Source organism: Bradyrhizobium liaoningense (assembly GCF_018130955.1).
Lineage (GTDB): Bacteria > Pseudomonadota > Alphaproteobacteria > Rhizobiales > Xanthobacteraceae > Bradyrhizobium > Bradyrhizobium liaoningense_C.
Genome location: NZ_JAFCJM010000010.1, coordinates 115,592 through 141,572 on the forward strand (window position 1 = coordinate 115,592; position 25,981 = coordinate 141,572).

Below are 25,981 nucleotides of genomic sequence, written 5' to 3' on the forward strand. Positions count from 1 at the left end.
TTTACTCCGCGGCCGCCGGCGGCTTGCGCACCGAGGGATGCAGGCCCGAGGGGTCGACGATCATCCCAAATTCCTGAAGATTGTGGGCGTGGCAGAGCTGATGCAGCGCAAAGGCCTGGTCGATCGCCGCGGGCTGCCCCATCACGTCGACCGAGCGGTTGACGGCCTCCTTGGTCAGCTTCAGCGCGAAGGACGGCTTTGCCGCGATCTTGCGCGCCAGCGCCAGCACCGAGGACGACAATTCCGCGCGCGGCACGACGTGATTGACCATGCCGAGCTGATGCGCCTCCTGCGCACTCCAGCTGTCAGCCGTGAACAAGAACTCCTTGGCCTTGCGCGGGCCGAGCTCCCAGGGATGCACGAACCATTCGACGCCGCAGACACCCATGGTGACAACAGGATCGCAGAACTGCGCGTCGTCGCTGGCGACGATGAGGTCGCACGCCCAGGCTAGCATCAGCCCGCCCGCGATGCACTTGCCGTGCACCTCGGCGATCATGGGCTTGGCGAGGTTGCGCCAGCGCCGCGTGATCTGGAGATAGATCTCCTGCTCGCGCGCGAAGCGGCCATGGGCGTTGGGCTCGGCGAACCCGCCCCAATTTCCGATCGGCGGAAAATCGACGCCGGCGGCATTGCTGGCCCCGGGGCGAAGGTCATGGCCCGCCGAGAAATGCGGCCCGCTGCCCGCCAGGATAATGACCTTGACCACATCGTCCTGCACCGCCGCGTCGAAGGCGGCGTTGAGATCGTATGTCATCTGGAGGTTCTGCGCATTGCGCGCCTCGGGCCGGTTCATCACGACGCGGGTGATTGCCGGCTCCGGCCTCTCCACGACGATGGTCTCGAACGAGGTCATGATGTTTTCCTCGGCGTTTCCGTGGCGTTCTTATTGTGGCTCCATGTGACTATGTCGGCCGGGGATAGGCAAGAGGCTTGCGTCATGCGGCTGCGCAGCTTCTTGCGTTCTCGTCATTCCGGGGCGCGAAGCGAACCCAGAATCTCGAGATTCCGGGTTCGATGCCCCGGGGCCCGCTTGCGCGATCCCCTCGCATCGCCCCGGAATGACGAGCGAGAAATCTCGACACCCGGCCGGCTCAATCTGGTATCTAGACCCGGAGATTCCACCGGGAGAAATTTCATGCGCAAGTTCTTGACCGTGCTGGCGGCGCTCGCGTCGCTGAGCCTGACCAATTGCGGCTACAACGCCATCCAGAGCCAGGATGAGCAGATCAAGGGCAACTGGTCGGAGGTCGTGAACCAGTACCAGCGCCGCGCCGATCTCGTGCCCAATCTCGTCAATTCGGTGAAGGGCTTTGCGCAGCAGGAAAAGGACGTGCTGCTCGGCGTCACCAATGCGCGCGCCAAGGTCGGTAGCATCCAGGCGACGCCCGAGATCCTGAACGATCCTGCCGCGTTCCAGAAGTTCCAGGCCGCCCAGGGCGAGCTCTCCAGCGCGCTGTCGCGGCTCTTGGTCGTCACCGAAAACTATCCGCAGCTCAAATCCGACGCGCTGTTCAAGGATTTGATGTCGCAGCTCGAGGGCACCGAGAACCGCATCACGGTGGCCCGCAACCGCTACATCAAGTCGGTGCAGGAGTATAACACCACCGTCCGCTCGTTCCCGAGCAACCTCACCGCGATGATGTTCGGCTACAAGGACAAGCCGAACTTCTCGGTCGAGAACGAGAAGGAGATTTCGACCGCACCGAAAGTCGATTTCAACCCGGCACCGTCGAAGTAGCTGTCGTCCCCGATGCGCGCCACGCCCACCGCCGTCATTCCCCGCGCAGGCGGGGAATCCAGTACGCCGCGGCCTCTCCGTATCACGCCAGCGTCTCTGGAATACTGGATCGCCCGGTCGAGCCGGGCGATGACAGCGAGGGTATGGCATGCCCTGTGGCGCATCACGATCGTCCTCGCTCTCCTGCTTGGCGGCGCATTCGCGGCGACAGCAGACATCGCCGTGCCGCAGCTTAGTGGCCGCGTGGTCGATCAGACCGGGACGCTGAGCTCCGGCGACATCGCCTCCTTAAGCGCGAAGCTGCGCGACTTCGAAACGCGCAAGGGCACCCAGATCGCGGTGCTGATCGTCCCGACGACGCAGCCCGAGACCATCGAGCAGTATTCAATCAAAGTCGCAGATGCCTGGAAGATCGGCCGCAAGAAGGTCGATGACGGCGCGATCCTGGTCGTCGCCAAGGGCGACCGCCATCTGCGCATCGAGGTCGGCTATGGTCTCGAAGGTGTGCTCACCGACGTGACGTCGCGGCGGATCATCGACGAGAACATCGCGCCAAAATTCAGGAGCGGCGACTTTGCCGGCGGCATTGTCGCTGGCGTCGACCGGATGATCCGCGTGATCGATGGCGAGCCGCTGCCGGCACCTTCACGCAACGTGAACTTCGATTCCGATGATTTTGACGCGTTCGGGCCGCTCTTTGCCGTGACAATGTTCGGCTCGCTGGGGATTGGCGGGTTCTTTCGTGCCATCCTGGGGCGGCTGCTCGGATCATTGGTCGCCGGCGGGATCATTGCGATCATCGCCTGGTTCTTCGTCGGCTCTGTCACGCTTTCCGTCATTGCAGGCGTCATCGGCTTCGTCATCGGCTTCGTCGCCGACCTGCTTGGGGCCGCCGGCCCCAGCACGGGATCTTCGCGCCGCGGCTCCTGGTCGAGCGGGTCCTCGTCGGGAGGCTGGAGCAGCGGATCGTCGAGCAGCAGCAGCAGCGGCGGTTTCAGCGGCGGCGGTGGTAGTTTTGGCGGTGGCGGCGCGTCGGGGAGCTGGTGACGGTCATGAGCATCAAGCGCATAGCCAGACATCTGGTGCATCATCAGTGGCGCGCCAAGCAGATATTCACGCCAAAAGTGCTCGACCGGATCGAGCAGGCGACCAAGCAGAGCGAGACCACGCATTCCGGCCAGGTCCGCTTCGTGGTGGAAGGCGCGCTCGATGGCAGGCCGTTGTTCCGCAATCAGCCGGCGCGTGAGCGCGCGCTCGATGTCTTCTCGCATCTGCGGATCTGGGACACCGCGGACAACAACGGCGTCCTGATCTACCTGCTGCTCGCCGACCGCGACGTCGAGATCGTCGCCGACCGCGGCATCGACACGAAGGTGGGCACCGAGGGCTGGGAAAAAATCTGCCGCGCGATGGAGGCGGAGTTTCGCTCCGGCCAGTTCGAGCGCGGCGTGCTGGCAGGGATCGAGGCAGTGTCGCAAGAGCTGGCCAAACACTTCCCGCCGGGCGGCCCGCATACGAACGAGCTGCCGGACAAGCCCGTGGTGATGTAATCTCGCTGTCGTCCTGGCGAACCAGGCTGTGCAAAAACTCAAGATTCGGAGAGCTCGATAGAACAGGATGCTCCACGCCCCTGCTTTCAAGCTCTTTACTGACTACTTGGTTCTCTCTTCTGTCGCGCAAGAGAATCAGATTCTACGTCGAAACGAGCGCGCTGAGTTTTTTTACGGCCTGTTTCGCCAGGACGACATTGTGGAACAGGCACATGACGGCTCCGCCCGGTCATGGCCGATGCCGCAGGGCAGCATCGATCACATCCTGTTTCACACTGCCACGCCGGTTCCACGATCCCGGCTCAATTCGGCCCCGGATCAGTTCCTAAAATTTCGGTAAGCGGGTCCGAAGGTAAGGATTTCGCAAGCTATGAAAGTTACCAAAAGGTCAATCCTGACTGGAGTATTTGAGCCGTGAGCGAAACAATGTCCGACCGGGACGGCGCAGAAGTCGCCGCCCAGGCTGCATCGCCGGAAGCCGGAATCGACGCCCCGTCGATCGCCCCCGATCATGAGGCGCCGCCCAAGCCGGACGCGCCGATCGCCGGGGCACCCAAGGTCGAACTGCCGAAGATCGAATCGACCAGGATCGAACCGACCAGGGTCGAGCCGCCGAAGCTCGAGGCCGAACCCAAGCTTGACGACAAGGTCGAGCCAAAGCTCGGCAAGCTGATCGTGATGCCGCCCGCCGACCGCGCCTGGGAACGCGAGGATTTTGCTCCGCAGCCGAAGGCCGAGGAGAAGGCCGCAGGCGGCACGCGCCGGCTGTCCGCGATGGCGGCGGTGGTTGCGCTTGCCGCCGTCGTCGGCGCCATCAGCGGCGCGCTGGCGACCGCCGGCGTCATGCACTTTGCGTCGAACCAGGCGCCGGCCCCGGCCCCGGCTGCCGACACCAGCGCGCTGGAAAACTCGGTTGCGCGGATCGACGCCGACGTCGTCGCGCTGAAGGCCAATCTCGATCACAGCTCCAAGACGGGTGTGACCCAGTTCAACAAGACCAACGACCGGCTCGACAAGCTCGAGAAGGCGCAGGCCGAACCGATGGCGAGGCTCGCAAAACTCTCCGACAGCGTCGACAAGCTCCGCGCGGCACAGGCCGCGGCTCCCGCACAGACCGTCGCCGCCAAGGAGACGACCGGCTCGATCGCGCCGGCGCAGGTCGCCGCCGCCGCACCTGCCCCTGTTCCTGCCCCTGCCGCAGCTTCTGCTCAGGCCGCCGCAGCCGCGCCGTCGGCCGCTCCGCCAAAAGTCGAAGTCGGCCGGCTGCCGACGGTCGAGGGCTGGCGGTTGCGTGATGTCGCCAATGGCGGCGCTCTGATCGAGAGCCGCTCGGGCCTCTATGAAGTCTATGCCGGCGATCCCGTGCCGGGGCTCGGCCGCGTCGATGCGATCCGCCGCCAGGACGGCCGTTGGGTCGTCGTGACCAGCAAGGGCCTGATCGTCGCGCGCTAACTCGCAGCCGATCCACATTTCAAAGGGCGCTTCACCGCGATGTGAAGCGCCCTTTTTGCTTGAATAGCGGTGTCGTCGCGGTGTTAGTGAAGGCATGAGCCTCGGCCGCGTCTTCCGAATCCTCGTCGCCTTCGTCGCGCTATGCAGCGGCGCGCCGTCGCCTGCGGCAGCAGAAGACCCGGCGCTGGAGCGCGGCACGGCGATCACCGATCCCGATCTGCTGCGCAGGCTCGAGCAGGACGATGTGCTTTCGATCTCGCGGCTGTTGTGGCGCGAGCGCAATGCGAATTTCCCGCTGACGACGGACATGCTGTTCTCCTGGCTCAAGCAGCTTGCGCAAATCCGTCCCGCCATCGACGCTGAGTTCGAACGTTACATCGCGCGACACAAGGCAAGCTTTCCGAACGAGACCATCGGCGTCGGCGAGGGCTTTGACGTTCAACTGTTCGACCGCGCAGCGCTCAAATCCAACCAGACGCGTTTCGTGCTGGCCGGCATCGTCAACCGCATGGACCGCGCCTATGTGTCGGAAGAGTCGTGTGGCGAGATCCGCCTGATCTACCGCCTCACGCGTTTTGAAGCGAAGCCGGAGGGCGGCAAGGCGGCCACGCGCCTGCCGATGACGCTCAATCTCGTGCTGAAGGCGCGGGACCCGCGACAGGAGGGGCGCGAACTCAAGGACATCACTTGTGCGGAGATCGCGCGGCGCTGGCTCGCCAACGACAAGTGGCAGAAACTGGTCGATGCCCTGCCGTTTCCCGACGATGCGCTGCTCGATCGCATTGAGACCAACACCCAGATCGCGGTCGCTCCGAAATCGGCGCTGCATGATTTCCGCACCGACTATCTCCTGAAAGTGTTCAGGTACAATTCGGACACCAAGTTGTTCGAGGAGGCCCCGCTCGAAAACCAGATCGACCGTGATCGGATGCTAGCGGACGAGAGCCTGCGGCGCGACTTCAAGGCATGGCTGCTCGTATCAGAGCATTTGCGCGACTTCGATCGCGGCATGGTGCTGATCCCGGAAAAATTCCTCGCGAAAGCCGCCGTCGTGCCGACGCCGGCCGGCCTCGATCCCTCCAGCCTGCAACCCGAATTCGGATTGATGCAGGGGGAGGGCGAGCGCGATCCCGCATTCAGCGAGAGCGACGTCGTCGGTGCGCTCAAGACGGCCTCGGAGCGCGGGGTCACCTTGCAAAACATCCGCTCGGTCGCGGGCTTCCAGCGCCGGCTCAACGACATCACCTGCGCCGGCTGCCACCAGACCCGCGGCATCGGCGGCTTCCATTTCCCGGGCGTCGACTGGACGGTGGACAAGCCGTCCAATTCCACCATCGTGCCGGCCTCGCCGCATTTCTTCGGCGACCAGGTTCGCCGCCGCGACATCCTCACCGCTTTCCGTGACGGCAAACGGCCCGACTTCTCGCGCGGATTCGCCAGCCGGCCGCAGGTGCGCGGCAGCACGGAGCTTGCGGGGACCGAGTATGAGGACGGCTGGGGCGCCCATTGTTATTTGCAAGGCGCGGGATCGGCCGCCGCCGACAAGAGTTTTACGTCATGGACCTGTGCCAAGAATCTCGCTTGTCAGGCGGCGGGCGGTTCGACCCGCATCGGAATGTGTTTTGTGAAGGCGCGGTAGTCACGTCGAATAATGCGTCATGCGCTTGCCGGGCAGGAGATCGTAGACGGCGCGCCAGCCGGGGAGCTCCGCCATGCGGCCGAGCCAGGCATGAATCGCGGGATGGCTTTGCGCAAAGTCGTAGCCGTGCTCGTCGCTCGGATAATGCAGATAGGCCATCATCGAGATGTCCGCGATCGTCGGCTTCGCGCCGATCGCAAACGCGTTGTGCTGAAGGTGCTGCTCCAAAATGCCGAGGAAGTCGTCGAGCCGGCGCCGAAAATGTCTTAGCACCTGCGGGTCGCCGTTCGCCGTGAACGTCCGCATGAAGCGATAGGTCGCCATGTAGCCGGTGAGCTTGTGGTTGTCCCAGAACAGCCAGCGCAACAGCTCGAATTTTTCGTCCGCCGTCTCGCCGCCGAAGCGGCCATATGCTTCTGCAAGCCCCAGCAGGATCGGCGCGGTCTGCGTCTTCCTGACGCCATCGACCTCCAGCACCGGGATCTCGCCCATCTCGTTGACGCTTCTGCGCCACTCAGCCGTGCGGGTGACGCCGCCGGCAAAATCGGTCCACACGCCCTCAAACCGCTCGCCGCACAGCGTGAGCATCAGCGCGAGCTTGTAGCTGTTGCCGGATTCCGGGAAGTAGTGCAGGCGATAAGCGGGCATGGGACCTCGCGGTGAACGTGTTGCAGCAAGCTGCGCGCAATCCTCTCAGTCGTCATGCCCGGGCTTGACCCGGGCATCCACGTCTGTCCTCAAGCGCGGAGGCACGTGGATGGCCGGGTCAAGCCCGGCCATGACGTTGGGGCTAGCGTCAGCCCCTCCGCAATCACCAGCCCCTACGCCACCGCCCCCGCCGCCCGCAGCTTCCTGATCGTCGCCTCGTCGTAGCCCGCCTGACGCAAGATCTCGTCGCTGTGCTCGCCGACCGCCGGCGGCTTGCGCGGCTGCACCTTTTTGGCGCCGTCGATCCAGATCGGGCTGTTGACCGTAAGCATGGTGTCGTTCTCGAACGGCACCAGCACCTCATTGTCGAGCATCTGCTTGTCGGTCGGCAGATCGTCGAGGATGCCGACGACGCCGAACACCAGCCCGTTGCCGTCGAGGATCTTTCGCCATTCGGCGAGGTCCTTGGTGGCGAAAGTTTCGTCGAGAATCTTGATCAGCTCGACCGAGCGCGCGTGGCGGTCGGCCTTGGTCGCGAAGCGGGGATCGTCGATCAAATCCTCACGCCCGAGGCAGCGGGCGAGCGTCGGCCATTGCCGCTCCTCGTTGAGCAGCGACAGGATCAGCCAGCGCTCGTCCTTGCACTGATAATGGTTGGCGACCGCATTGAGCGCACGCTCGCGCGGCCGCCGCTCGCCAAACTTTGCGCCGCAGAGCTTTGCCTGCGCCAGCACACTCGCGGCCCACACGCCGTTCGCCATCAGGTTGGAGGCGACGTGCGAGCCCTTGCCGGTCTTCTCGCGCTGATAGAGCGCGGTGACGATGGCGCCGTAGAACGCCATCGCGCAGGGATGATCGCCCATGCCGGCGACCGAGCGGGCCGGCGTGGTGTGGATGTCGGCGCGCACGAGGTCCATCAGGCCGGAGCGCGCCCAATAGGCGTTGCTGTCGAAGCCGGGCTTGTTGGCCTCCTCGCCCTTCTCGCCATAGCCGGTGAAGGAGGCGTAGATCAGCCGCTCGTTGAGATGGGCGAGATGCTCGTGGGTGATGCCGAGCTTGATGCGCACCTGCGGCGGCATGTTGGTGATGAAGACGTCGGTCTCCTCCACCAGCTTGTAGAGCACGGCCTGTGCCTCGGGCTTGGTGAGGTCGAGTGCGAGGCTCTTCTTGTTGCGGGCTTCGAGCAGCCAGGCAAAGTTGTGCTCGCTCGCGGGATAGCCGGGCAGGTTGGGCAGGTTGCGGTAGGGATCGCCCGTGCCCGGCGGCTCGATCTTGATGACGTCGGCACCGAAATCCGACAGCACGGTCGCGGCAGCAGGGGCGGCGATGAAGCTCGCGCAGTCCAGAACCTTGAGCCCTGCAAAAATGCCCTTCTCCATCGCGGCGACGCTCCCTCGCTCTTGTCGTATCCCGCGCGCTGGAATTCGCGCAGCGGATGCCGTTCGATCATTGACCGATGTTTTGGCGGGATGCAACGGCGCTAGGCGCAGGGCGCCCGCTGCGATGGAGATATCAGTTCCGTCATCCTCCGCGCAACGGCTTCGCCATTGCGCGGGGGTGACGGTGAGAGAGAGCTTGGCTCTACTCCTCGCCTGCAAGCAAGGCAGCATTGCCGCCGGCAGCGGCGGTGTTGATCGTCACGGTCTGCTCGGTGGCAAAGCGCGCGAGATAGTGCGGGCCGCCGGCCTTGGGGCCGGTTCCGGACAGGCCGTTGCCGCCGAACGGCTGCACGCCGACGACCGCGCCGATCATGTTGCGGTTGACGTAGATGTTGCCGACCGACAACCGCGCGATAACAGCCTCGATCGTGTCGTCGATGCGGGAGTGGATGCCGAGCGTGAGCCCGAAGCGGCTCTGCTCGATCGCCTGGAGCACGCGGTCGAGATGCTCGGCGCGGTAGCGCACGACATGCAGGATCGGGCCGAAAACCTCTTCGGTGAGCTGGCCGGCGTCCGCGAGCTCGAAAATATGCGGTGCGACGAACGTCCCCTCGGGCGCCTTGCCGGCAAAATGCAGCCGCGCCTCTTTCGCCATGCGCGCGATATGGGCGTCCAGCCGCTCTTTGGCCTCGGCGTCGATCACCGGCCCGACATGGGTCGCGATGTCGCCGGGATCGCCGATCCGCAGTTCGCGCGCGGCACCCGCGATCATCTCGATCATGCGGTCGGCGACCTCTTCCTGCACGAACAAGAGCCGCAGCGCTGAGCAGCGCTGACCGGCGGAGCGGAAGGCGGAGGTGACGACGTCGTCGGCGACCTGCTCGGGCAGCGCGGTCGCATCCGCGATCATGGCATTGATTCCGCCGGTCTCCGCGATCAGCGGCACGATCGGTCCGTCCTTGGCGGCGAGCGTCCGGTTGATCGCGCGCGCGACCTCGGTCGAGCCGGTGAAGACGACGCCGGCGATATCGGGATGCGCGGTCAGAACCGCGCCGATACGGCCATCGCCGGTGACGAGATGCAGCGCGCTTTGTGCCACGCCCGCTTCGTGCAGCAGCTGCACCGCCTCGATCGCGATCCGCGGCGTCTGCTCGGCGGGCTTTGCCACCACCGCATTGCCGGCCATCAGCGCCGCCGTGACCTGGCCGAGGAAGATCGCCAGCGGAAAGTTCCAGGGTGAGATCGCGACGAATACGCCGCGGCCGCGCAAAGCGAGCCCATTGCTCTCGCCGGTCGGGCCCGGCATCGCCTCGTCAGTGCCGAAAAGCTTTCGGCCCTGCGCGGCGTAGTAGCGGCAGAAGTCGGCGGCTTCGCGGACCTCGGAGAGCGCGTCGTCGAGCGTCTTGCCGCCCTCGCGTTGCAGCAGCGCCATGAAATGCGCGGCGCGCTGCTCGAGGAGATAGGCGGCCTGCTCCAGCGCCGCCGCGCGCGTAGCCGCCGGCGTCCGGCTCCACGATGCGAAGCCGGCGCGGGCGGCGGCAATCGCAGCATTGGCCTGTTCCGGGGTGTCATCGCTGACCGGCCTGAGATCGGTCGTCTCGGCAGCGATGTCGGCAAGCAGGCGGTCGAGCGCGGCGCGTTCGCCGAATTCGACACCTTTCGAATTCCTGCGCTCCGGCGCGAAGAGATCGCGCGGCAGCGGAATCCTGGGGTGGCTAGCCTGCTGCGGCTTGGCCACGAAGTCGGCCGGACGCTGCAGCAGGGTGGCGACCGGCACGCGATAGTCGGAGGCTTGCGCCACGAAGGAGGAGTTGGCGCCGTTCTCCAGAAGGCGCCGCACCAGATAGGCGAGGAGGTCGCGATGGCTGCCGACCGGCGCGTAGGTGCGATAAGCGATGCCGGGATGGTCCTGCGCCAGCCGCTCATAGAGCGCTTCGCCCATGCCGTGCAGGCGCTGGAATTCGTAGCCGCCGTCGTGACCGGCAAGCTCCAGCACGGTCGCGACCGTCAGCGCGTTGTGGGTTGCGAATTGCGGGAAGATGCGCGGGCGCAGCGCCAGCAGCTTCCGGGCGCAGGCGACGTAGTTGAGATCCGTCATCGCCTTGCGGGTGAAGACGGGATAGCCGTCGAGCCCGCGCTCCTGCGCGCGCTTGATCTCGGTGTCCCAATACGCGCCCTTGACCAGGCGCACCATGAGCTTGCGATCGAGCGCGCGGGCAAGGCCGTCGATGTAGTCGATGACGTCGCCGGCGCGTTTTTGGTAGGCCTGGATCGCTAGCCCAAAACCGTCCCAGCCGGCGAGCGCGGAATCGGCGAGCGTCGCCGCGATCACGTCGAGTGAGAGTTCGAGGCGGTCGGCCTCCTCGGCATCGACCGTGAAGTTCAGATCATGCGCCTTGGCGCGCTTGGCGAGATCAAGAAGATCGGGCACCAGCTCCCGCATCACGCGGTCGCGGCTGATCGCCTCGAAGCGCGGATGCAGCGCCGAGAGTTTTACGGAAATGCCGGGGCGGTCGGGCAGGGGACGCTCGCCCGCGGCCTTGCCGATCGTCTCGATCGCGCTGGCATAGGCATCGAAGTATCGCGTCGCATCGGACGCCGTGCGCGCGCCTTCGCCGAGCATGTCGAAGGAATAGCGGGGCTGGTGGCCTGAGCGCGGCCCCGCGCGCTCCAGCGCCTGCTCGATGGTCTCACCGAGCACGAAATGATTGCCCATCAGCCGCATTGCCTGGCGGGTGGCGGCGCGCACCGCGGGCGCGCCCAGCCGCTTCACCAGCCGGCCGATCGTGCCGTCCGGGGTTTCGCCCGGCTGGATCACGCGCGCCGACAGGCCGAGCGCCCAGGCCGAGGCATTGACCAGGAAGGCGCTCGACTTGGTCTCGTGGTGGATGAAGTCGCCTTCGCCGAGCTTGTCCTCGATGAACTGGTCGGCGGTGCGGGCGTCGGGCACGCGCAGCAGCGCCTCCGCCAGCACCATCAGCGCCAGCCCCTCCTTGGTCGAGAGCGCGAACTCGCGCAGCATGTCCTCGACGCCGCCGAGCCGGTCGTCGCGGGTCCTGATCGCCTCGATCAGCCGCGTCGCGGTGCGGTCGATCCGCGCGTCCTGCGGCGGGGAGAGGTGGGCCGTCAGCTGCAAGGCGGCGGCGATCTCGGCATCATCTGGCGCGTAGGGCGCGCTGAAGCGCGGCAAGGAAAGCGATAAGGCGTTCGGCATGGCGATTCCTGTGACGGGTTCAAACGTAATCCCCGCACGGCCGTAGTTCGATAGACAAAATAGCGGTTTTGCCTTAGGAAATAAACATAGAGTGCCATTTGACCGTAGATAGTATGGATCTTGATCGCACAGACCGCAAAATCCTCTCGATACTTCAAGAGGATGGGCGTATTCCAAACGTCGACTTGGCGGAACGGGTCGGCCTGTCCCCGACCTCGGTCGGCGAACGTCTGAAGCGGCTGCAGCGCGAAGGTTTTGTCGAAGGCTATGGCGCGAGACTTAATCCGCACCGGCTCGGGCTTGGGCTTCTGGTGTTCGTCGAGGTGCTGCTCGACAAGACCACGCCCGACAATTTCGAGCGGTTCGCGCGCGCCGTAAAGCTCGCGCCGGAGGTGCTGGAGTGTCACATGGTCGCCGGCGGCTTCGACTACCTGGTGAAGGCGCGGCTGCCGGACATGACGGCTTATCGCCGCTTTCTCGGCGAGCGGCTGCTCTCAATGCCGGGCGTGCGCGAGACGCGCACCTATGCCGTGATGGAAGAAATCAAGCGCGACGCACCACTGCCGGTGGGCTAGCTAGAGCGTTTTCAAGCGAAGTGGATACCGGTTCGTGTCAAGAAAACGCGTCAAATCAGACCCGTTCCGATTCCATCGGAACGGCCCCGCGATTGTCATATGCATCGTAACGATCAGAGGTTCCTTGCACGCAAAAAAATCGCGTGTGCGCAATCGCAAGCCCTGTCGAATGCACCCAATCGTCTAAAATTTTTTTGGCCCAACTCCCGGATGGAATCCGGGAGCGGCAAATGCCCTGGGCTTAAACTTTGAGGTTCTCTGCGGACGTCTTGCCCCGGTTGGCGATTTCTTCGTATTCAACCGTCTGTCCCTCGTTGAGGGTCGACAGACCGGCTTTCTGCACTGCCGAGATATGCACGAACACATCCTTGCCTCCCGACGCAGGCTGGATGAATCCATAACCCTTCGTCGGGTTGAACCACTTAACCGTACCTTTGGGCATCACGTCTTCTCCGCGGGTCTTCCTCCACGAGCGCGAGCCGCCAGTCCCCGCAAACCGGCCGGCTCGGTCCTAACAGGATACGCGGAATGTTGCGGGCTTGGTAGCTCAAACCACAACGGCACGGGGGCGAAAATCGCTCAACTTGGCGGCGGTTTTGCCGGTTTTGCCCGTTTAGCGATCATTTGACACAGCCCCGACCGCGCCCCTCTCAATAAGTCGCAGCCAGATAATCGACGATCTTGCCGACGTCAGCATCGTCGATCGGTGCGCCATAGACCTTGATCATCTTGGTCACCTCGGCCTGCCAAAAACCCTTCCTGTCCTTCATCGGCGGCTGCGTGGCGACGTAGTCGACCGAATGACAGGCGGTGCAGTTGTTCTTGACCAATTCGACGTTGGGCCCCGGCTTGAACGCCGCGGTCTCGTCCGGGGTCTTGTAGGCAATCGGGGCGGCGGTCGCCGCACCGAGACAGGCCGCGAGCGCAAGGCCGGGCAGGAGAAGAGCGGTCCGCTTCATGATCATTCTCCTCACGCCGCGGTCACGCGAACGGTTTCGACGACGTTGCGCAAGTACCCGGCGGGGTTCCAGCGCGGCGTGTCCGGCTGCGTCTCGCCGGAATTGCTTGTCGCGCGGACCTTGAGTTCGACCGGACCTGCCGTGAGCTTCACCGGCAGCTTCCATTCGCGGAAGGCGTATTTGCCGAGATCCTTGCCGAGCTTGGCATTCGTCCAGGTCTTGCCGCCGTCGGTCGAGACCGCGACCTCCTTGATGCCCTTGCCGCCGTCGAAGGCGATGCCGCGCAGCGTGGTGCTGCCGGCCTTGAGCTTGGCGCCGTCGGCGACGCTGGTGATGAAGGAGCGGATGGTGAAGCGGTTGATCGGGATCGTCGCCTTCGGCGTGGTGCCGGGCTCGATCGCATTGTTCGGCGTATCGGGGATGCGATAGGCCGACTTCATCCAGAAGCCGTCATAGACGCTGTCGATGACGGTGATCTCGTTGAGGTGCTTGAGCCAGTATGTGCCGTAATAGCCCGGCACGACCAGGCGCAGCGGGAAACCGTTGAGGAACGGCAGGTCCTCGCCGTTCATGCCATAAGCCAGCATCACCTCGCCGTCGCGGGCGTGGTCGATGTCGAGCGCCTTGACGAAGTCGGGCGTCTTGTCGCTGACCGGACCGTCCATGCCGTTGAAGGTGACCTGCCGGGCGCCGGCCTGTACGCCGGCCATCTCGAGGACGGTCTTGAGCGGCACGCCGCGCCAGCGCGCGCAGCCCATCGCGCCGTTGCCGAGCTGGCCGCCGGCCACGCGCGGCTCGGAGAAGCCGCGGCTGTTGCCGGAGCATTGATTGACGGCGACGATCTCGGTCGCCTTCATCTTGCGAATGTCCTTCAGCGACAATTTCAGCGGCTTGTCGACCTTGCCCTTGACCTCGAGCGTGAACTTGTCGGGATCGAGATTGTAGGGCAGGTCGGAGAGGTGATAGCGGACGAAGAACGCGTTGTTCGGCGTGAGCGGGCCGTCGTTGAAAACCGCGAACGGCGTTTCGAGCTGCGGCGGCCGGCTGGCCAGGCCGATCATCGGCCGCTTCTGCGGATATCGCACCAGCGGACGTTCGCCGTTGGCGAAGGGCAGCGTCACGGTGTCGAGCGCCAGTGCCTTGGTGGAGCCGAGGCCCGCCGCCAACGCGGCGAAGCCCGCTCCCTTGAGCAGGTCACGTCTGTCGATCATCTCATCTCCCCACGGAGCTTGTTCTCAGAGACTCGGGTCATCACCACGAACCCCGCGAGCATCTGTTGCTTCCACTCAGGCGAAGTCAATTCGTGCTTTCGCCGCGTGCGGATGACGCTGCGCTGCAACAGGCCGGTGCTGGTGGGACACCTCTCCCGCTTGCGGGAGAGGTCGCGCCGAAGGCGCGGGTGAGGGTTCTGTCCGCTTGGGGATTGCCCCATTGCTGAGACACCCTCTCCCCAGCCCTCTCCCGCAAGCGGGAGAGGGGGCGCACCTCCCACCTGGCCCGCGACTTACGCCGCTGCAAGCTCGGTACCGTCAACGAGCAAAGCGAGCTGTCTTGTATCGGCGACGACGCGCACCACCATCGGCTCGTCGCGGCCGCGGATCGTGACCTCCTGCTGCGGCAGGGTGTCCTCGGCAAGCCCGGCCGTCAGCCGCACCTCGTCGGAGACGACGGCCTCGCAGGCGAGCGTCTTGGTCATGTCCTGCAGGCGCGCGGCCACGTTGACCGCGTCGCCGAGCGCGGTGAAGACGATGTGGTCGCGGTAGCCGATGTCGCCGATGATGACCTCGCCGCCGTGAATGCCGATGCCGAAGCGGATCGGCTGGCGCAGATCGTGGCTCAGGAGCTGATTGAGCTCGTCGACATGGAGGGCGATGCCGGTGGCGGCCTTCAGCGCCTGGCGGCAGGCGAGCTGCGGGCTCGCCGTGAGCCCGAACAGCGCCAGCATGCCGTCGCCGACGAACTGGTTCGGCTGGCCGCCATTCTCCAGCACCGCCTGCGACACTGCCGCGAGGAAGCGGTTGACGATGAACACGGTGTCGAACGGCAGCCGCTTCTCGGCGAGCTGCGTCGAGCCGCGCATGTCGACGAACAGGCTGACGAGATAGCGCTCCTGGCCGATCCGCGCCGGCGCCGAGCCCTGCGCATTCGCCGACAGCGTCTGCGGCATGAAGAGCTGGAAGAAGGAGAGATCGCAGGTCGGTCGCAGCTGGCAGGCGAGGCGAATCGACGGATCGTTGCTGCCGACGCGTGTGAGCACGAAGGCCTCGCGCTGCGAGGGTTCTGGCAGGGCGGCGTGATCGCCGATGATGCGGATGCGGCAGGTCGAGCAGCGGGCGCGGCCGCCGCAGACGCTGGCATGCGGTACGTTATGGCGCAGGCTCGCCTCCAGCACGCTGAGCCCCTTGGGCACGCGCACCGTCTTGCCGTTGCCGTAAGACAGCGCGATCATGCCGCCGCGCCGCTCCTGCAGCGCCCGCACGCCTCTTGCGAGCAGCACCACGCCGAGCAGGCCGAGATAGCCCATGACGAGGCCGCCGCTGATGCGGTCGAGCGTCTTGTTTTCCGCGACGGTGCCGACCTGTTGCCTTGTATAATTCGTCTTGCGCCAGTCCGCGTCGTCACTGTCCATGGCGACGCTGCGTCCACCCTGGTAGATGCCGAGCATCGCCAGCGTCGGGATCAGCACGGCGGCCGAAAGCAGATAGGGCGCGGCGCGCGTGAAGAAGGTTTTCATGCGCAGCCAGAAGTACAGGCCGATGCAGCCGTGCACCCAGGCGATCACGAGCAGGATCGTCATCTGCCAGAGCCGGGCGGGGGCCAGGACAAAGAACAGATAGAGCTCCTGCGGGTAAAGCTTCTCGTGCCCGTAGATCGTCAGGCCGAGCCTGATACCGATGACATGCGCCATCACGAGCAGGGGGATGCTCAGGCCTAGCACGAGCTGGAGCGGCTCGACTGTCTTCCAGCGAAACTGCCGGCGCTGGTACAGCGCAAACACGCCGAGCCCGGCATGCACCAGCGCCGCCGTGTAGAACAGCAAGGTGACGGGGAGAAACTGCCAGAAGAGAGTGTGGTAGTAGACCCCGGCCTCCATGGCATCGACCGAGACGTTGCCGAGCGCATGGTTGAGGAAATGGCTGACCACATAGGCGAACAGGATGACGCCGCAGACCAGCCGGATCTGGCGCACGCTGGTGCCGTGGAGGAGGTCGGCTAGTCTGGTTCGAAGGGAAGCCATGGGCGGTTGTGTATCAGCTTGGAGAGGAGAACGGCCAGCGTAGAATTTAATTCCCGCAGTGAACAGCGTGTGCGATCACTTGCGCGGCATGCCGCATACGCTTCTGTCGCCCCGGCGCAGGCCGGGGCCCATAACCCCAGGGAGTAGTTTGGCGAAGACTCTTAACTACCATCTCGCGTCACAACCGCTACCTGTGGTTATGGGTCCCGGCCTGCGCCGGGACGTCGGCTGAGCAATGGGGCCCATCCCCGATTGACTCGGTCCAAGGAGTCGGGGAAAAGCCGCCCGTGACGACAGCCCCCGCCATGACTGCCCCGAAAGACCACGCCGCGCGCCGGTCGCTCATCATGGCCGCGGCCGTGATCGCCGCGATGACGCTGCTCCGCATCGTCTATGCCAGTGCGATCGAGCTGCGCACCGACGAGGCCTATTACTGGACCTGGTCGAAGGAGAGCGCGCTGAGCTTCCTCGATCATCCGCCCATGATCGCCTGGTTCATCCGCTTCGGCACCGCGATTGTTGGCGACACCACGCTCGGCGTGCGTTTCGGTGGCATTTTGGCGATGCTGATCACCCAGCTCCTGCTCGCCGATATCGTCCGCCGCGTCACCCATGACGCGCGCGCGATCGTGCTCGCGGTGCTGATGCCGGAGGCCGCGCTCTATTACGGCCTGCTGATGTCGAAAGTGTCGCCCGACATCGCGATGATCCCGTTCGCGGTTGCTATGATCTGGTCGCTGGTCCTGATATCGCAGAGCGGCGACGGCCGCTGGTGGCTGCTGGCGGGATTGTTCGCGGGCCTTTCGCTGCTCGCAAAATTCACGGCGATCATGTTCGCGCCCGCGGTGCTTGCCTTTGCGCTGGTGCCGGATTGGCGGTGGCGCTGGCTGCGCAGTCCCTATCCATATCTCGCGGCGCTGATCGCGATCGTCGTGTTCTCGCCGGTGCTGGTCTGGAACGCGCAGCACGACTGGGCAACGTTCCGCTTCCAGCTCGTGCGCGCGACCGCCAATTACGACATCTCCTGGCGCACCGTCGGCGACTATATCGGCCTGCAATTCGGATTGGTCGGTTTCGTCATGCTGCCGGTGGTGCTGTCCGGCCTGACGCTGACGGCGTGGCGCGGCTATCGCAGGCGCGAGCCGGTCGCCATCCTGCTGTCGACAGCGGTGCTGGTGCCGTTCCTCTATTTCCTCTGGAAGTCGCTGACGCTGCGGGTCGGCGACACCTGGCCGATGTTCATGTGGCCGGTCGGCTTTGCGGCCGCCGCCATCAACATCGCGATGCTGCCGCGCGAGGGCTGGCCGGGCTGGATGATCAAGTCGACGATCTTCTGGGCCGACACCGCGGTGGCGACCGGCATTGCTTTCGTCGTCCTTGTGTTTCTCTATTATGTCGTCGCACCGTTCAACCTGCTCGGCAAGATCGATCCGATCGGCGGCGAGGCCGGCTACGAGCAGGTCGTTGCGCGCCTCGAGGCCCAGCTCGACAAGACCGGCGCGACCTGGGTCGCGACCACGGACTACCGCACCTATGCCATGCTGCGCTGGCTGCTGCGCGACCGCGTGCCCGTCGTCGAGATCAACGAGCGCGGCCGCTTCCAGGGCTTTTGCGATCCCGGCATGGACAAGATCCGCGGCCATGCCGGCATCTATGTCGGCCGTGAGCCGGACAACCGTGCGCCGCTCTGGGAGACGATCCCGGTGAAGCGCGAGCCGCTGGAAGAGGTTCAACGCCGCTGGCGTGGCCTCGTCATGGATACCTACGCGCTGGAAAAGCTCACCGGCTGGACGCCGGAGCTCGCGCCGCCAAAGGACTCGCCGCTGTTCCAGTGGCGCGTGCTGGCGGGGGATATGTCGCCTTCCCTACGCTTGCGTAGCTAGCGAAGCGCGAACTCTTACCCTCCCCTGGAGGGGCCCTCCAGGGGAGGGTGCGGCGAGCATGCGGCGAGAAAGCGCGCGCTACGCCTCGTCGTCCTTCTTCCGCAGCAAATCCGTCGCGAGGTCTGACAGCTTTGGCTGCGGCAGGGCCGCGAACGGCAGCGGGCGCGTGACGTCGATCGCAGCTAACCCGAGTCGCGCCGTCAGGAGCCCGTTGAGCACGCCTTCGCCCAACCGCTGCGACAGTTTTGCCGCGATGCCGTGGCCGAGCATCTGCTGCACCAGGCTGTCGCTCGCCGCCATGCCGCCGGTGATGGCGAGATGGGCGATGACGTGGCGGAGCAGGCGGATCATGCCGAGGGCGCCGGGCCGGCCGCCATAGAGCCGCGCCAGCTGGCGGATCAGGCGAAGCGAGGCGACGAACACGAACAGCACGTCGATCAGCGCACGCGGCGAGACGGCGGTGACGATCGAGACCCGCTGCGCGGCTGTCGAAACGAGTCGCCGCGCTTCCTCGTCCAGCGGTGCCATCAATTCGCGCTCGGCGAGGCGCACCATGTCGGCGCCGTCGATGATCTCGCCGGCATGGTTTTGCAGCGCGGCGCGGGCGCGCGCGAGCTGCGGATTCTGATGCGCGATTCTGAGCAGGTCCTGCACGATGGCGCGGCTCTCGGCGCGGTCGTCGCTGGCCAGCACCGCGGTCGCACGCTGATGCAGCTTCTCGATGGTCGCAAGCCGCGCCAGGCCAAAGGCCTCGCGTCCGATCACGACCGCGAGCGCCAGCGTGGTGACGAAGGCAAAGGCAAGGCCGACGAAGCCGAGCGTTTCGCTGCGCGCAAACAGATCCTCGATCAGGTGAACGACGCCGAGGCCGACGCCGAGCAGCGTCAACCCGGCAAGGCCCGACCAGAACAGCGTGCCCCAGGGAAAGCCGCGCCGCGCCGGCAGCCGTGTTTCAATGGGAACGGGAAGCTGCGCCGGATCGGGCTCCGGCGTGATCTGGATCGTGCCGCGCAGGGCGCGGCCGGTCTCGTCGGCTTCCGTCACGACGACGCCGGGATCGTCGAGGCGGAACGTCGCCGGCCGCCGTGGCTCGGATCGGTCGCTCATTGCAATCTGTCTCCGATCAGGAACTGCAAGGCACGGTCGAGGCGGATGTGAGGCAGGGTCGGTTCTCCGTCGCCCTCACGCTCGAGCTTTGGCGGGCGAAAGCGCAGGAAGCGGAAATCGCTCTTCTCCGGCGCGGCCGTGGAGAGCCCGCGAAACGCATCGTTGCCGTTGAACAGCGCCTCGGGATCGGCGGGCAGGTCGCCCGGAAAGGTCGCGACCTCGGTGTTGCCGTCGAAGAATTCGCCGCCGGCGCTTTCGCCGGCCGCCGGCGTTCCCAGGATGGAGGGAAGCTTGTCGCGGCCGCGCGAGACCTGCGCCTCGCGCGTGGCGCGCACCGCGGCGAGCGCCACCACGTCGATCTCGGCGCCGGTGCTCTCCGCCCGCGTCACCGCGCGCGCCACCGCACGGCGCAGCACGGCCTCGAGACGGTCATGGCTGGAATGGTGCAGATGGTCGGCCTTGGTCGCCGCAAACAGGATGCGGTCGATGCGCGGCCGGAACAGGCTGGAGAGGATGGTGCTGCGCCCGATGTTGAAACAATCGAGAATGCCCGCGAGCGCGGCTTCGAGATCGTGCAGCGCCTCGGGCCCGGAGTTGAAGGCGGAGAGCGCATCGGCCAGCACGATCTGGCGATCGAGCCGTGCAAAATGATCGCGGAAGAACGGCCGCACCACGACGTCCTTGTAGGCCTCGTAGCGCCGCACCATCATTGCCCACAGCGATCCCTCCGGCGCCTGTCCGTCGACGGGAACATCAAGCGGCGCAAAGGTCAGCGCCGGGGTATAAGCGAGATTGCCGGGCATCAGGAAGCGTCCGGGCGGCAGCAAGCTCATCGCAAAGCGCTCATCGCGGCAGGCGCGCAAATAGTCGGTGAACAGTTTTGCCGCTGCCAGCGTCGCCTGCTCGTCCTCGCGCGCCTCCGGCTTCAGCGTGGCCAGATGCGCGTGCCAGTCGGCGGCGAGATGCGCGCGCGGCGCTTCGCGGGACAGCGCGAGGCTCTCGGCCGACCATTGCTCGTAGCTCTTTTGCAGCAGCGGCAGGTCGAGCAGCCATTCGCCGGGATAGTCGACGATATCGAGCGTCAGCGTGCGATCCGCGCCGTTCTGGCGCTGGTAATCGATCACCAGGCGGAGCTCGCTGATATCGGTGGTCGAGTTCGGCCAGCGCCGCTCCTCGATCAGCGCGCGCAGATGGCTTTCATAGGCAAAACGCGGCACGGCATCGTCCGGTTGCGGCGCCAGATTGGCGCGGGCGATCCGGCCCGACGCATAGGCCTCGAACACTGGAAAGCGGCCGCCGCGGGTCAGGCCGTGGATCAGCGCGGTGATGAAGACGGTCTTGCCGGCGCGCGACAGGCCGGTGACGCCGAGCCGCACGGTCGGATTGAAGAAATGCTCGCCATAGTCAAGGAGCGCCCGGGCCGACAGGCGCGCCTCCTCGACCATATCCTGGAAACTGAAAGCCATGGGTAAAGCGAAGGATCTCGGGCGGGCGGGCGAATAGGCAAATTGGACTAGTCACAAAAGTGGCAACTGTCTGACGAAAATCAAGCTTCATACTTCCACCGCCTTTTCGGGCGAAGCCGCCGTTGAACGTGGCGTTAACTGCCAAAGACCAATATCAGACCGTCTCCTCGTTGCGTGTGGGCAGGCATGACCGTTTTCAGGCTGAAACAATTCGCGTCGACCTCCGTCCATGCTGCGGCTGACGCGATCCGCTGGAATTATGACCGCGCCGAGCTGATCGCCGACGGCATCGTTCATGCGATCGGTGTGCTCTCCGGAATCATCGCAGCGACGGTGCTGGTGGTGCTGGCCGCGGTCTATGCCAGCGCCATCAACATCGTCGGCGTCTCGATCTACGTCGCCGGCCTCTTGTCGATGCTGGTCTTGTCAGCGACCTATAACCTCTGGCCGGTATCACGCGCGAAGTGGGTGTTGCGGCGCTTCGACCATTCCGCGATCTACCTCTTGATCGCGGCGACCTATACGCCGTTCATTCTGGAACTGAAGGACAGCCTGTTCGCGCTGGCGCTCCTCGCCGGCGTCTGGTGCGTCGCGATCCTCGGCATCGTGCTCAAGCTTTGCTACCCCGGGCGCTTCGACCGCGTCGCGGTTGGAATTTACCTCGCGATGGGTTGGAGCGGCATGATGCTCTATGATGCCGTGGTCAAGGCGCTGCCGGCCATGGCGCTGTGGTTCGTGGTCGCAGGCGGCGCGCTCTACACGTGTGGCGTGATCTTCCACGCCTGGCAGCGGCTGCGCTTCCAAAACGCGATCTGGCATGGCTTTGTCTTGGCCGGCGCGGCATGCCATTATACCGCGGTGCTCGATCTGGTCCTGACCTGATCGACGACAACAAGCGGATATCAAGGGAGAGGTCAGATGCAGGTGGCCGGCAAGGTCGTGGTCGTCACCGGCGGCGCCAATGGCATCGGCAAGGCGCTGTGCGAGGTCTTTCACAGGGCGGGCGCGGCCAAGGTCGTGGTCGCGGACATGGAGGCGGCCGGCGCGCGCGCCGTGGCGGCCGAGGTCAACGGCGCCGCCTTCAAATGCGACGTCGCGCAGGAAAAGGACATATTGCACGTCATCGACGAGACCGAGCGCCAGTTTGGGCCCATCGCGCTGTTCTGCTCCAATGCCGGCATCGGCGGCGGTTTCGATCCGATGTCGGTGAATGCCGGCGGCTCCTCCGACGAGCCCTGGCAGAGGAGCTGGGCAATCCACGTCATGGCCCATGTCTATGCGGCGAGGCACCTTGTTCCTCGGATGAAATCTCGCGGCGGCGGCTATTTCCTCAACACCATCTCGGCGGCGGGCCTGCTGTCGCAAGTCGGCAGCCCCGCCTATTCGGCGACCAAGCACGGCGCGGTCGGCTTTGCCGAAAATCTCGCGATCTCGCACAAGGCCGACAACATCAAGGTCTCGATCCTCTGCCCGCAAGGCGTCGACACCAACATGTTGCGCTCGATCCCCAAGGGCCCGCAATCCGGCGATGGCGACCTCTCGCCCGAGCAGGTTGCGAAAGACGCGCTCGCCGGCATCGAGCAGGAGACCTTCCTGATCCTGCCGCACCCCCAGGTGCTCGGCTACATGCGCAAGAAGACAGAGAACTACGACCGCTGGATCGGCGGCATGGCCAAGATCCAGGCGAAGATGCGGGAAGATTTCGGGAAGTGACCGTCAGGTCATCCCGGGGCAATGCGAAGCATCGAACCCCAATTCGCAATCGCGAATTGTGGGATCTTGTGCCACACACTCGCTGTCGTCCTGGCGAAACAGGCCGTAAAAAAACTCAGCGCGCTCGTTTCGACGTAGAATCTGATTCTCTTGCGCGACAGAAGAGAGAACCAAGTAGTCAGTAAAGAGCTTGAAAGCAGGGGCGTGGAGCATCCTGTTCTATCGAGCTCTCCGAATCTTGAGTTTTTGCACAGCCTGGAAAGCCAGGACCCATTACCCCAAGGAGCAGTTGCGGCGCGAAACCGTCACCACGAATCTTCGCCAAACCTCTTCTTGTGGCAATGGGTCCTGGCCTTCGCCAGGACGACGTTGTGGATACGTAGTGCGTCCCTAATTCTTCTGCGCGTACAGCAGCGGCACCGCTGAATCCACCACCACCTCAACCAGGCTCGTGCCCTTGAACGCCAGAGCGCGCTTCAGCGCCTCGCCAAGCTCCGTCGCCTTCGTCACGCGCACCGCATCGCACCCCATGCCGTCGGCGAGCTTGACAAAATCGATGCCGGGCAATTCCAGCCCGGGCACGTTGCGCACCTGCATGACCTGGCTGAAGGAGCGCATCGCGCCGTAGCCGGAATTGTTGATGACGACGATGGTGAGCGGCAGCTTGCGCTGGGCGGCGGTCCACAGCGCCTGGATCGAGTACATCGCCGAGCCGTCGCCGATCAGGCAGACGGTGCGGCTCTTCGGCCGGCCCAGCGCCATGCCGACGGAGGCCGGCAGCGAGTAGCCGAGGCCGCCGCTCGACATCGTGTAAAAACTGTCCTGGCCGCGCATCGGCATGAACCTTTGCATCGCCGGCCGGTGCGAGGGCACTTCCTCGACCAGCGCCGCGCCCTCCGGAATCGCCTGCGACAGTGAATGCAGCAAAAACTCGACCGGCAGCGGATCGGCGGCTTTTGGGGCCGGCGGCAATGCACGGCCCTTCGGCACGGCGCGCTTGGATTCCGGCAGCAAGTCGAGCAGTGCGCTGAGCGCCGGCTTCATGGTCGCGACGATGCTGGTGCCTGATGGCGTCACTGCGGCGGCGTCGGGATCATCCGTGATCTGGAAGATCGTCGTGCCGCCGTCGAAGATCGCGGCATGGCCTTCGACATGGAAGGTGAACACGGGCGCGCCGATCACGATGACGAGGTCATGCTCGCGCAGTGCATCCGAGAGCTGAGCCGGCGAGGCGTGCAAAAAGCCCGCGAATTGCGGATGCCGCTCCGGGAAAGAGCAGCGCGCCGAGAACGGGCTGACCCAGATGCTTGCCTTGGCTTTCTCGGCGACGCGCACCATCAGGTCGACGGCGCCGGCACGGTCGACGCCGGGACCGACGACGAGGGCAGGGTGCTTGCTGGCACCGAGCGCCTTCACCAGCGTCTGCATCGCATCCATTTCAGGACCGATCTCGCGGCTGACCTTGCGCGCCTCGATCGGCGAGGTCGCATGCGTCCAGTCGTCGATCGGGATCGAGACGAAGGTCGGCCCGCAGGGCGGCTGCATCGCGGTGTAATAGGCGCGCGCGATCGCCGCCGGCACGTCTTCGGCGCGCGCGGGCTCGACGCTGTATTTCACGTAAGGCCGCGGAAACTCCGAGGCGCGCTCGGCATAGAGAAAGGCCTGCAGCGGCAGGATCGAGCGGGCCTGCTGGCCCGCGGTGATCACGAGCGGCGTCTGGTTGCGATGCGCGGTGTAGATGTTGCCGAGCGCATTGCCGACGCCGGCCGCCGAATGCAGATTGACGAAGCCGGCATTGCGCGTCGCCTGCGCATAGCCATCGGCCATGCCGACGGCGGAAGCCTCCTGGAGCGCCAGCACGTAATCGATGTCGTCAGGCCAGTCGCTCAAAAACGGCAGCTCGGTCGAGCCGGGATTGCCGAACACGCGCTTGATGCCGAAACCGCGGAGCAGATCGAGGGTGGCTTGCTTGACGGTGACCGTCTTGCTTTTTTTCGCAGCAGGCTTGCGGGACGACATCGGGGCGGCTCCCTTGATGATCTTCTTGTGTTCCGCCGCTGCGCCGAGCAAGAGCGACGATTGGTCCGCCTTAGCCCTTCAGCAAAGGTGAAGGCAACCCACCTCTCGATGGATTGCCTGACGAAGTCAAGATGAGGCCGCGCGATACGGGCGAAGCAGGTTACCGCGAGGTACCCTTGACCGGTGGGCATTTGCTCTCTGCGAGCGGCCACACGGTTTCCTCCGGCGGAATCGGGCGCACGATCTCCAGATAGTCCCAGGGATATTTTGACTCCGAGGGTTTCTTGACCCGCGCCAGATACATCGTGCGCGTCACGCGCCCGTCCTCGCGCAGTTTTGCGTCCTGCGAGAACACATCGTCGATCGGCACCTCACGCATCGCAGCCGCGACCTTCTCGGCATCGTCGGTGCCGGCCTTGGCAACGGCTTTCAGATAATGCCGTACCGCGCCGTACACGCCGGCATGCAGCATCGATGGCGGCATGCCGGTCTTCGCCATGAACTCCTTCGACCAGGCGCGCGTCGCCTCGTTCATGTCCCAGTAGGATGCGGTCGTCAGATACGTGCCCTGTGCGGCTTCCAGGCCCAGCGTGTGGATGTCTTGCAAGAACAGGATCATGGCCGCCAGACTTTGCCCGCCCTTCACGACCCGTACTCATTGGCCTGCTTCATCGCATTGATGGTGTCGTTGCCGGCATTGGCAATGCCGATGACCTTGGCGCCGGAGGACTGCGCGGTGAGCAGGAACGAGGAGAAATCCGGTGTGTTGAGCGGATGGCGGACGCCGCCCAGCACCTTGCCGCCGGCCGCCGCGATCACGTCGCTGGCGTCCTTCTGCAACTGCTGGCCGAAGGCATAATCGGCGGCGAGGAAGAACCACGAATTGCCGCCGGCCTTGACGACGGCGGAGGCCGTTCCGTGCGAGACCGCGTAGGTGTCGTAGGTCCAGTGCACGCCGAAAGGCGAGCATTGCTCGTTGGTCAGTGCCGTCGTGCCCGCGCCGGAATAGAGCACGATCCGCCTCTTTTCGCGCGCGAGGCCCTGGATCGCGAGCGCAACACCGGAATTCGGCACGTCGACGATCGCATCCACGCCATCGACATCGAACCATTGGCGGGCAACGCCGGTGCCGATGTCGGGCTTGTGCTGATGATCGGCCGAAACCACCTGAACCGGCTTGCCGAGCACGGTGCCGCCGATCTCGCGAACCGCCATCTCGGCGGCGACCAGCGAACCCTTGCCGGTGACATCGGCGGTGACACCGGCCATATCGGTCAGGACGCCGATCTTGACGGCGTCACCGCTGACCTGGGCTTGGGCGGCGGTCGGAACGGTCAATGCGACCAAGATTAATCCGAGCAAATCCAGTCTCATCTTGTCATTTCCTCCAGAGCTTTT

At 65.0% G+C, this 25,981-nt stretch carries 20 protein-coding genes and 1 pseudogene; 9 read left to right on the plus strand and 12 right to left on the minus strand.

What is annotated here, in order from left to right; genetic code table 11:
* Position 1: 1 nt before the first annotated feature.
* Positions 2-856, minus strand: coding sequence for an enoyl-CoA hydratase (locus tag JQ632_RS11205; RefSeq protein WP_212402365.1), 855 nt, complete (start codon positions 854-856; stop codon positions 2-4).
* Between the two features lie 282 nt (positions 857-1,138).
* Between JQ632_RS11205 and JQ632_RS11210 the strand changes: the two genes are divergently transcribed.
* From JQ632_RS11210 to JQ632_RS11230, 5 genes are all read left to right on the plus strand, one after another.
* Positions 1,139-1,741: a LemA family protein gene (locus JQ632_RS11210; protein WP_212402366.1), complete on the plus strand. Its 603-nt coding sequence runs from the start codon at positions 1,139-1,141 to the stop codon at positions 1,739-1,741.
* A gap of 129 nt (positions 1,742-1,870) precedes the next feature.
* The gene (locus tag JQ632_RS11215) at positions 1,871-2,788 is read left to right on the plus strand and encodes a YgcG family protein (RefSeq protein WP_212402367.1); all 918 of its coding nucleotides are present in this window, start codon (positions 1,871-1,873) and stop codon (positions 2,786-2,788) included.
* A gap of 5 nt (positions 2,789-2,793) precedes the next feature.
* The gene (locus JQ632_RS11220; RefSeq protein WP_212402368.1) at positions 2,794-3,291 is read left to right on the plus strand and encodes a TPM domain-containing protein; all 498 of its coding nucleotides are present in this window, start codon (positions 2,794-2,796) and stop codon (positions 3,289-3,291) included.
* 426 nt (positions 3,292-3,717) lie between these two features.
* Positions 3,718-4,743 (plus strand): hypothetical protein, encoded by a 1,026-nt coding sequence (locus JQ632_RS11225; RefSeq protein ID WP_212402369.1) that lies wholly within the window; start codon positions 3,718-3,720, stop codon positions 4,741-4,743.
* 94 nt (positions 4,744-4,837) lie between these two features.
* Entirely contained in the window at positions 4,838-6,382 is a 1,545-nt protein-coding gene (locus JQ632_RS11230) for a hypothetical protein (protein ID WP_212402370.1), read from the plus strand.
* Here the strand turns inward: JQ632_RS11230 and JQ632_RS11235 are convergent, their stop codons facing one another.
* The 3 genes from JQ632_RS11235 to putA all read right to left on the minus strand — a co-directional run bounded on the left by JQ632_RS11235 (position 6,383) and on the right by putA (position 11,623).
* Entirely contained in the window at positions 6,383-7,030 is a 648-nt protein-coding gene (locus JQ632_RS11235; RefSeq protein WP_212402371.1) for a glutathione S-transferase family protein, read from the minus strand. It abuts the gene before it with no gap.
* Positions 7,031-7,203: 173 nt separating this feature from the next.
* Entirely contained in the window at positions 7,204-8,409 is a 1,206-nt protein-coding gene (locus tag JQ632_RS11240; RefSeq protein ID WP_212402372.1) for a CaiB/BaiF CoA-transferase family protein, read from the minus strand.
* A gap of 202 nt (positions 8,410-8,611) precedes the next feature.
* Positions 8,612-11,623 (minus strand): bifunctional proline dehydrogenase/L-glutamate gamma-semialdehyde dehydrogenase PutA, encoded by a 3,012-nt coding sequence (putA, locus tag JQ632_RS11245; protein WP_212402373.1) that lies wholly within the window; start codon positions 11,621-11,623, stop codon positions 8,612-8,614.
* A 113-nt stretch (positions 11,624-11,736) separates the two neighbouring features.
* Between putA and JQ632_RS11250 the strand changes: the two genes are divergently transcribed.
* Positions 11,737-12,198 (plus strand): Lrp/AsnC ligand binding domain-containing protein, encoded by a 462-nt coding sequence (locus JQ632_RS11250; protein WP_212402374.1) that lies wholly within the window; start codon positions 11,737-11,739, stop codon positions 12,196-12,198.
* A gap of 241 nt (positions 12,199-12,439) precedes the next feature.
* Here the strand turns inward: JQ632_RS11250 and JQ632_RS11255 are convergent, their stop codons facing one another.
* The 4 genes from JQ632_RS11255 to JQ632_RS11270 form a co-directional block, all read right to left on the minus strand.
* On the minus strand, positions 12,440-12,640 hold the full coding sequence (locus JQ632_RS11255) for a cold-shock protein (protein WP_027527932.1): 201 nt from the start codon (positions 12,638-12,640) through the stop codon (positions 12,440-12,442).
* Positions 12,641-12,848: 208 nt separating this feature from the next.
* Entirely contained in the window at positions 12,849-13,157 is a 309-nt protein-coding gene (locus JQ632_RS11260) for a cytochrome c (protein ID WP_212402375.1), read from the minus strand.
* Positions 13,158-13,168: 11 nt separating this feature from the next.
* A complete protein-coding gene (locus tag JQ632_RS11265; RefSeq protein ID WP_212402376.1) occupies positions 13,169-14,368 on the minus strand; it encodes a molybdopterin-dependent oxidoreductase in 1,200 nt (399 codons plus the stop codon).
* Positions 14,369-14,661: 293 nt separating this feature from the next.
* Positions 14,662-16,395: an adenylate/guanylate cyclase domain-containing protein gene (locus tag JQ632_RS11270; protein ID WP_212402377.1), complete on the minus strand. Its 1,734-nt coding sequence runs from the start codon at positions 16,393-16,395 to the stop codon at positions 14,662-14,664.
* Between the two features lie 347 nt (positions 16,396-16,742).
* Here JQ632_RS11270 and JQ632_RS11275 point away from each other — a divergent pair, with 347 nt between their 5' ends.
* On the plus strand, positions 16,743-18,278 hold the full coding sequence (locus JQ632_RS11275; protein WP_212402442.1) for a glycosyltransferase family 39 protein: 1,536 nt from the start codon (positions 16,743-16,745) through the stop codon (positions 18,276-18,278).
* A gap of 78 nt (positions 18,279-18,356) precedes the next feature.
* Here the strand turns inward: JQ632_RS11275 and JQ632_RS11280 are convergent, their stop codons facing one another.
* Together JQ632_RS11280 and JQ632_RS11285 are read right to left on the minus strand one after the other, a co-directional pair.
* Positions 18,357-19,385: a YcjF family protein gene (locus JQ632_RS11280; RefSeq protein ID WP_212402378.1), complete on the minus strand. Its 1,029-nt coding sequence runs from the start codon at positions 19,383-19,385 to the stop codon at positions 18,357-18,359.
* Positions 19,382-20,851: a YcjX family protein gene (locus JQ632_RS11285; RefSeq protein ID WP_212402379.1), complete on the minus strand. Its 1,470-nt coding sequence runs from the start codon at positions 20,849-20,851 to the stop codon at positions 19,382-19,384. Before JQ632_RS11285 ends, JQ632_RS11280 begins: the two co-directional genes overlap by 4 nt.
* 186 nt (positions 20,852-21,037) lie before the next feature.
* Between JQ632_RS11285 and trhA the strand changes: the two genes are divergently transcribed.
* Both trhA and JQ632_RS11295 read left to right on the plus strand, forming a co-directional pair.
* Positions 21,038-21,733 (plus strand): PAQR family membrane homeostasis protein TrhA, encoded by a 696-nt coding sequence (gene trhA, locus JQ632_RS11290; protein WP_212402380.1) that lies wholly within the window; start codon positions 21,038-21,040, stop codon positions 21,731-21,733.
* A 36-nt stretch (positions 21,734-21,769) separates the two neighbouring features.
* Positions 21,770-22,564 (plus strand): SDR family oxidoreductase, encoded by a 795-nt coding sequence (locus JQ632_RS11295; protein ID WP_212402381.1) that lies wholly within the window; start codon positions 21,770-21,772, stop codon positions 22,562-22,564.
* A 390-nt stretch (positions 22,565-22,954) separates the two neighbouring features.
* Here the strand turns inward: JQ632_RS11295 and mdlC are convergent, their stop codons facing one another.
* Both mdlC and JQ632_RS11305 read right to left on the minus strand, forming a co-directional pair.
* Complete coding sequence (gene mdlC, locus JQ632_RS11300; protein WP_212402382.1) at positions 22,955-24,583, minus strand: benzoylformate decarboxylase; 1,629 nt, start codon at positions 24,581-24,583, stop codon at positions 22,955-22,957.
* Positions 24,584-24,743: 160 nt separating this feature from the next.
* A pseudogene (locus JQ632_RS11305) lies at positions 24,744-25,957 on the minus strand (ABC transporter substrate-binding protein).
* Between the last annotated feature and the right edge of the window lie 24 nt (positions 25,958-25,981).

Coding starts and splice junctions, on each gene's coding strand:
- JQ632_RS11205 (WP_212402365.1), bottom strand. CDS start 856: ATGACCTCGTTCGAGACCATCGTCGTGGAGAGGCCGGAGCCGGCAATC.
- JQ632_RS11210 (WP_212402366.1), top strand. CDS start 1,139: ATGCGCAAGTTCTTGACCGTGCTGGCGGCGCTCGCGTCGCTGAGCCTG.
- JQ632_RS11215 (WP_212402367.1), top strand. CDS start 1,871: ATGACAGCGAGGGTATGGCATGCCCTGTGGCGCATCACGATCGTCCTC.
- JQ632_RS11220 (WP_212402368.1), top strand. CDS start 2,794: ATGAGCATCAAGCGCATAGCCAGACATCTGGTGCATCATCAGTGGCGC.
- JQ632_RS11225 (WP_212402369.1), top strand. CDS start 3,718: ATGTCCGACCGGGACGGCGCAGAAGTCGCCGCCCAGGCTGCATCGCCG.
- JQ632_RS11230 (WP_212402370.1), top strand. CDS start 4,838: ATGAGCCTCGGCCGCGTCTTCCGAATCCTCGTCGCCTTCGTCGCGCTA.
- JQ632_RS11235 (WP_212402371.1), bottom strand. CDS start 7,030: ATGCCCGCTTATCGCCTGCACTACTTCCCGGAATCCGGCAACAGCTAC.
- JQ632_RS11240 (WP_212402372.1), bottom strand. CDS start 8,409: ATGGAGAAGGGCATTTTTGCAGGGCTCAAGGTTCTGGACTGCGCGAGC.
- putA (WP_212402373.1), bottom strand. CDS start 11,623: ATGCCGAACGCCTTATCGCTTTCCTTGCCGCGCTTCAGCGCGCCCTAC.
- JQ632_RS11250 (WP_212402374.1), top strand. CDS start 11,737: ATGGATCTTGATCGCACAGACCGCAAAATCCTCTCGATACTTCAAGAG.
- JQ632_RS11255 (WP_027527932.1), bottom strand. CDS start 12,640: ATGCCCAAAGGTACGGTTAAGTGGTTCAACCCGACGAAGGGTTATGGA.
- JQ632_RS11260 (WP_212402375.1), bottom strand. CDS start 13,157: ATGAAGCGGACCGCTCTTCTCCTGCCCGGCCTTGCGCTCGCGGCCTGT.
- JQ632_RS11265 (WP_212402376.1), bottom strand. CDS start 14,368: ATGATCGACAGACGTGACCTGCTCAAGGGAGCGGGCTTCGCCGCGTTG.
- JQ632_RS11270 (WP_212402377.1), bottom strand. CDS start 16,395: ATGGCTTCCCTTCGAACCAGACTAGCCGACCTCCTCCACGGCACCAGC.
- JQ632_RS11275 (WP_212402442.1), top strand. CDS start 16,743: ATGGCCGCGGCCGTGATCGCCGCGATGACGCTGCTCCGCATCGTCTAT.
- JQ632_RS11280 (WP_212402378.1), bottom strand. CDS start 19,385: ATGAGCGACCGATCCGAGCCACGGCGGCCGGCGACGTTCCGCCTCGAC.
- JQ632_RS11285 (WP_212402379.1), bottom strand. CDS start 20,851: ATGGCTTTCAGTTTCCAGGATATGGTCGAGGAGGCGCGCCTGTCGGCC.
- trhA (WP_212402380.1), top strand. CDS start 21,038: ATGACCGTTTTCAGGCTGAAACAATTCGCGTCGACCTCCGTCCATGCT.
- JQ632_RS11295 (WP_212402381.1), top strand. CDS start 21,770: ATGCAGGTGGCCGGCAAGGTCGTGGTCGTCACCGGCGGCGCCAATGGC.
- mdlC (WP_212402382.1), bottom strand. CDS start 24,583: ATGTCGTCCCGCAAGCCTGCTGCGAAAAAAAGCAAGACGGTCACCGTC.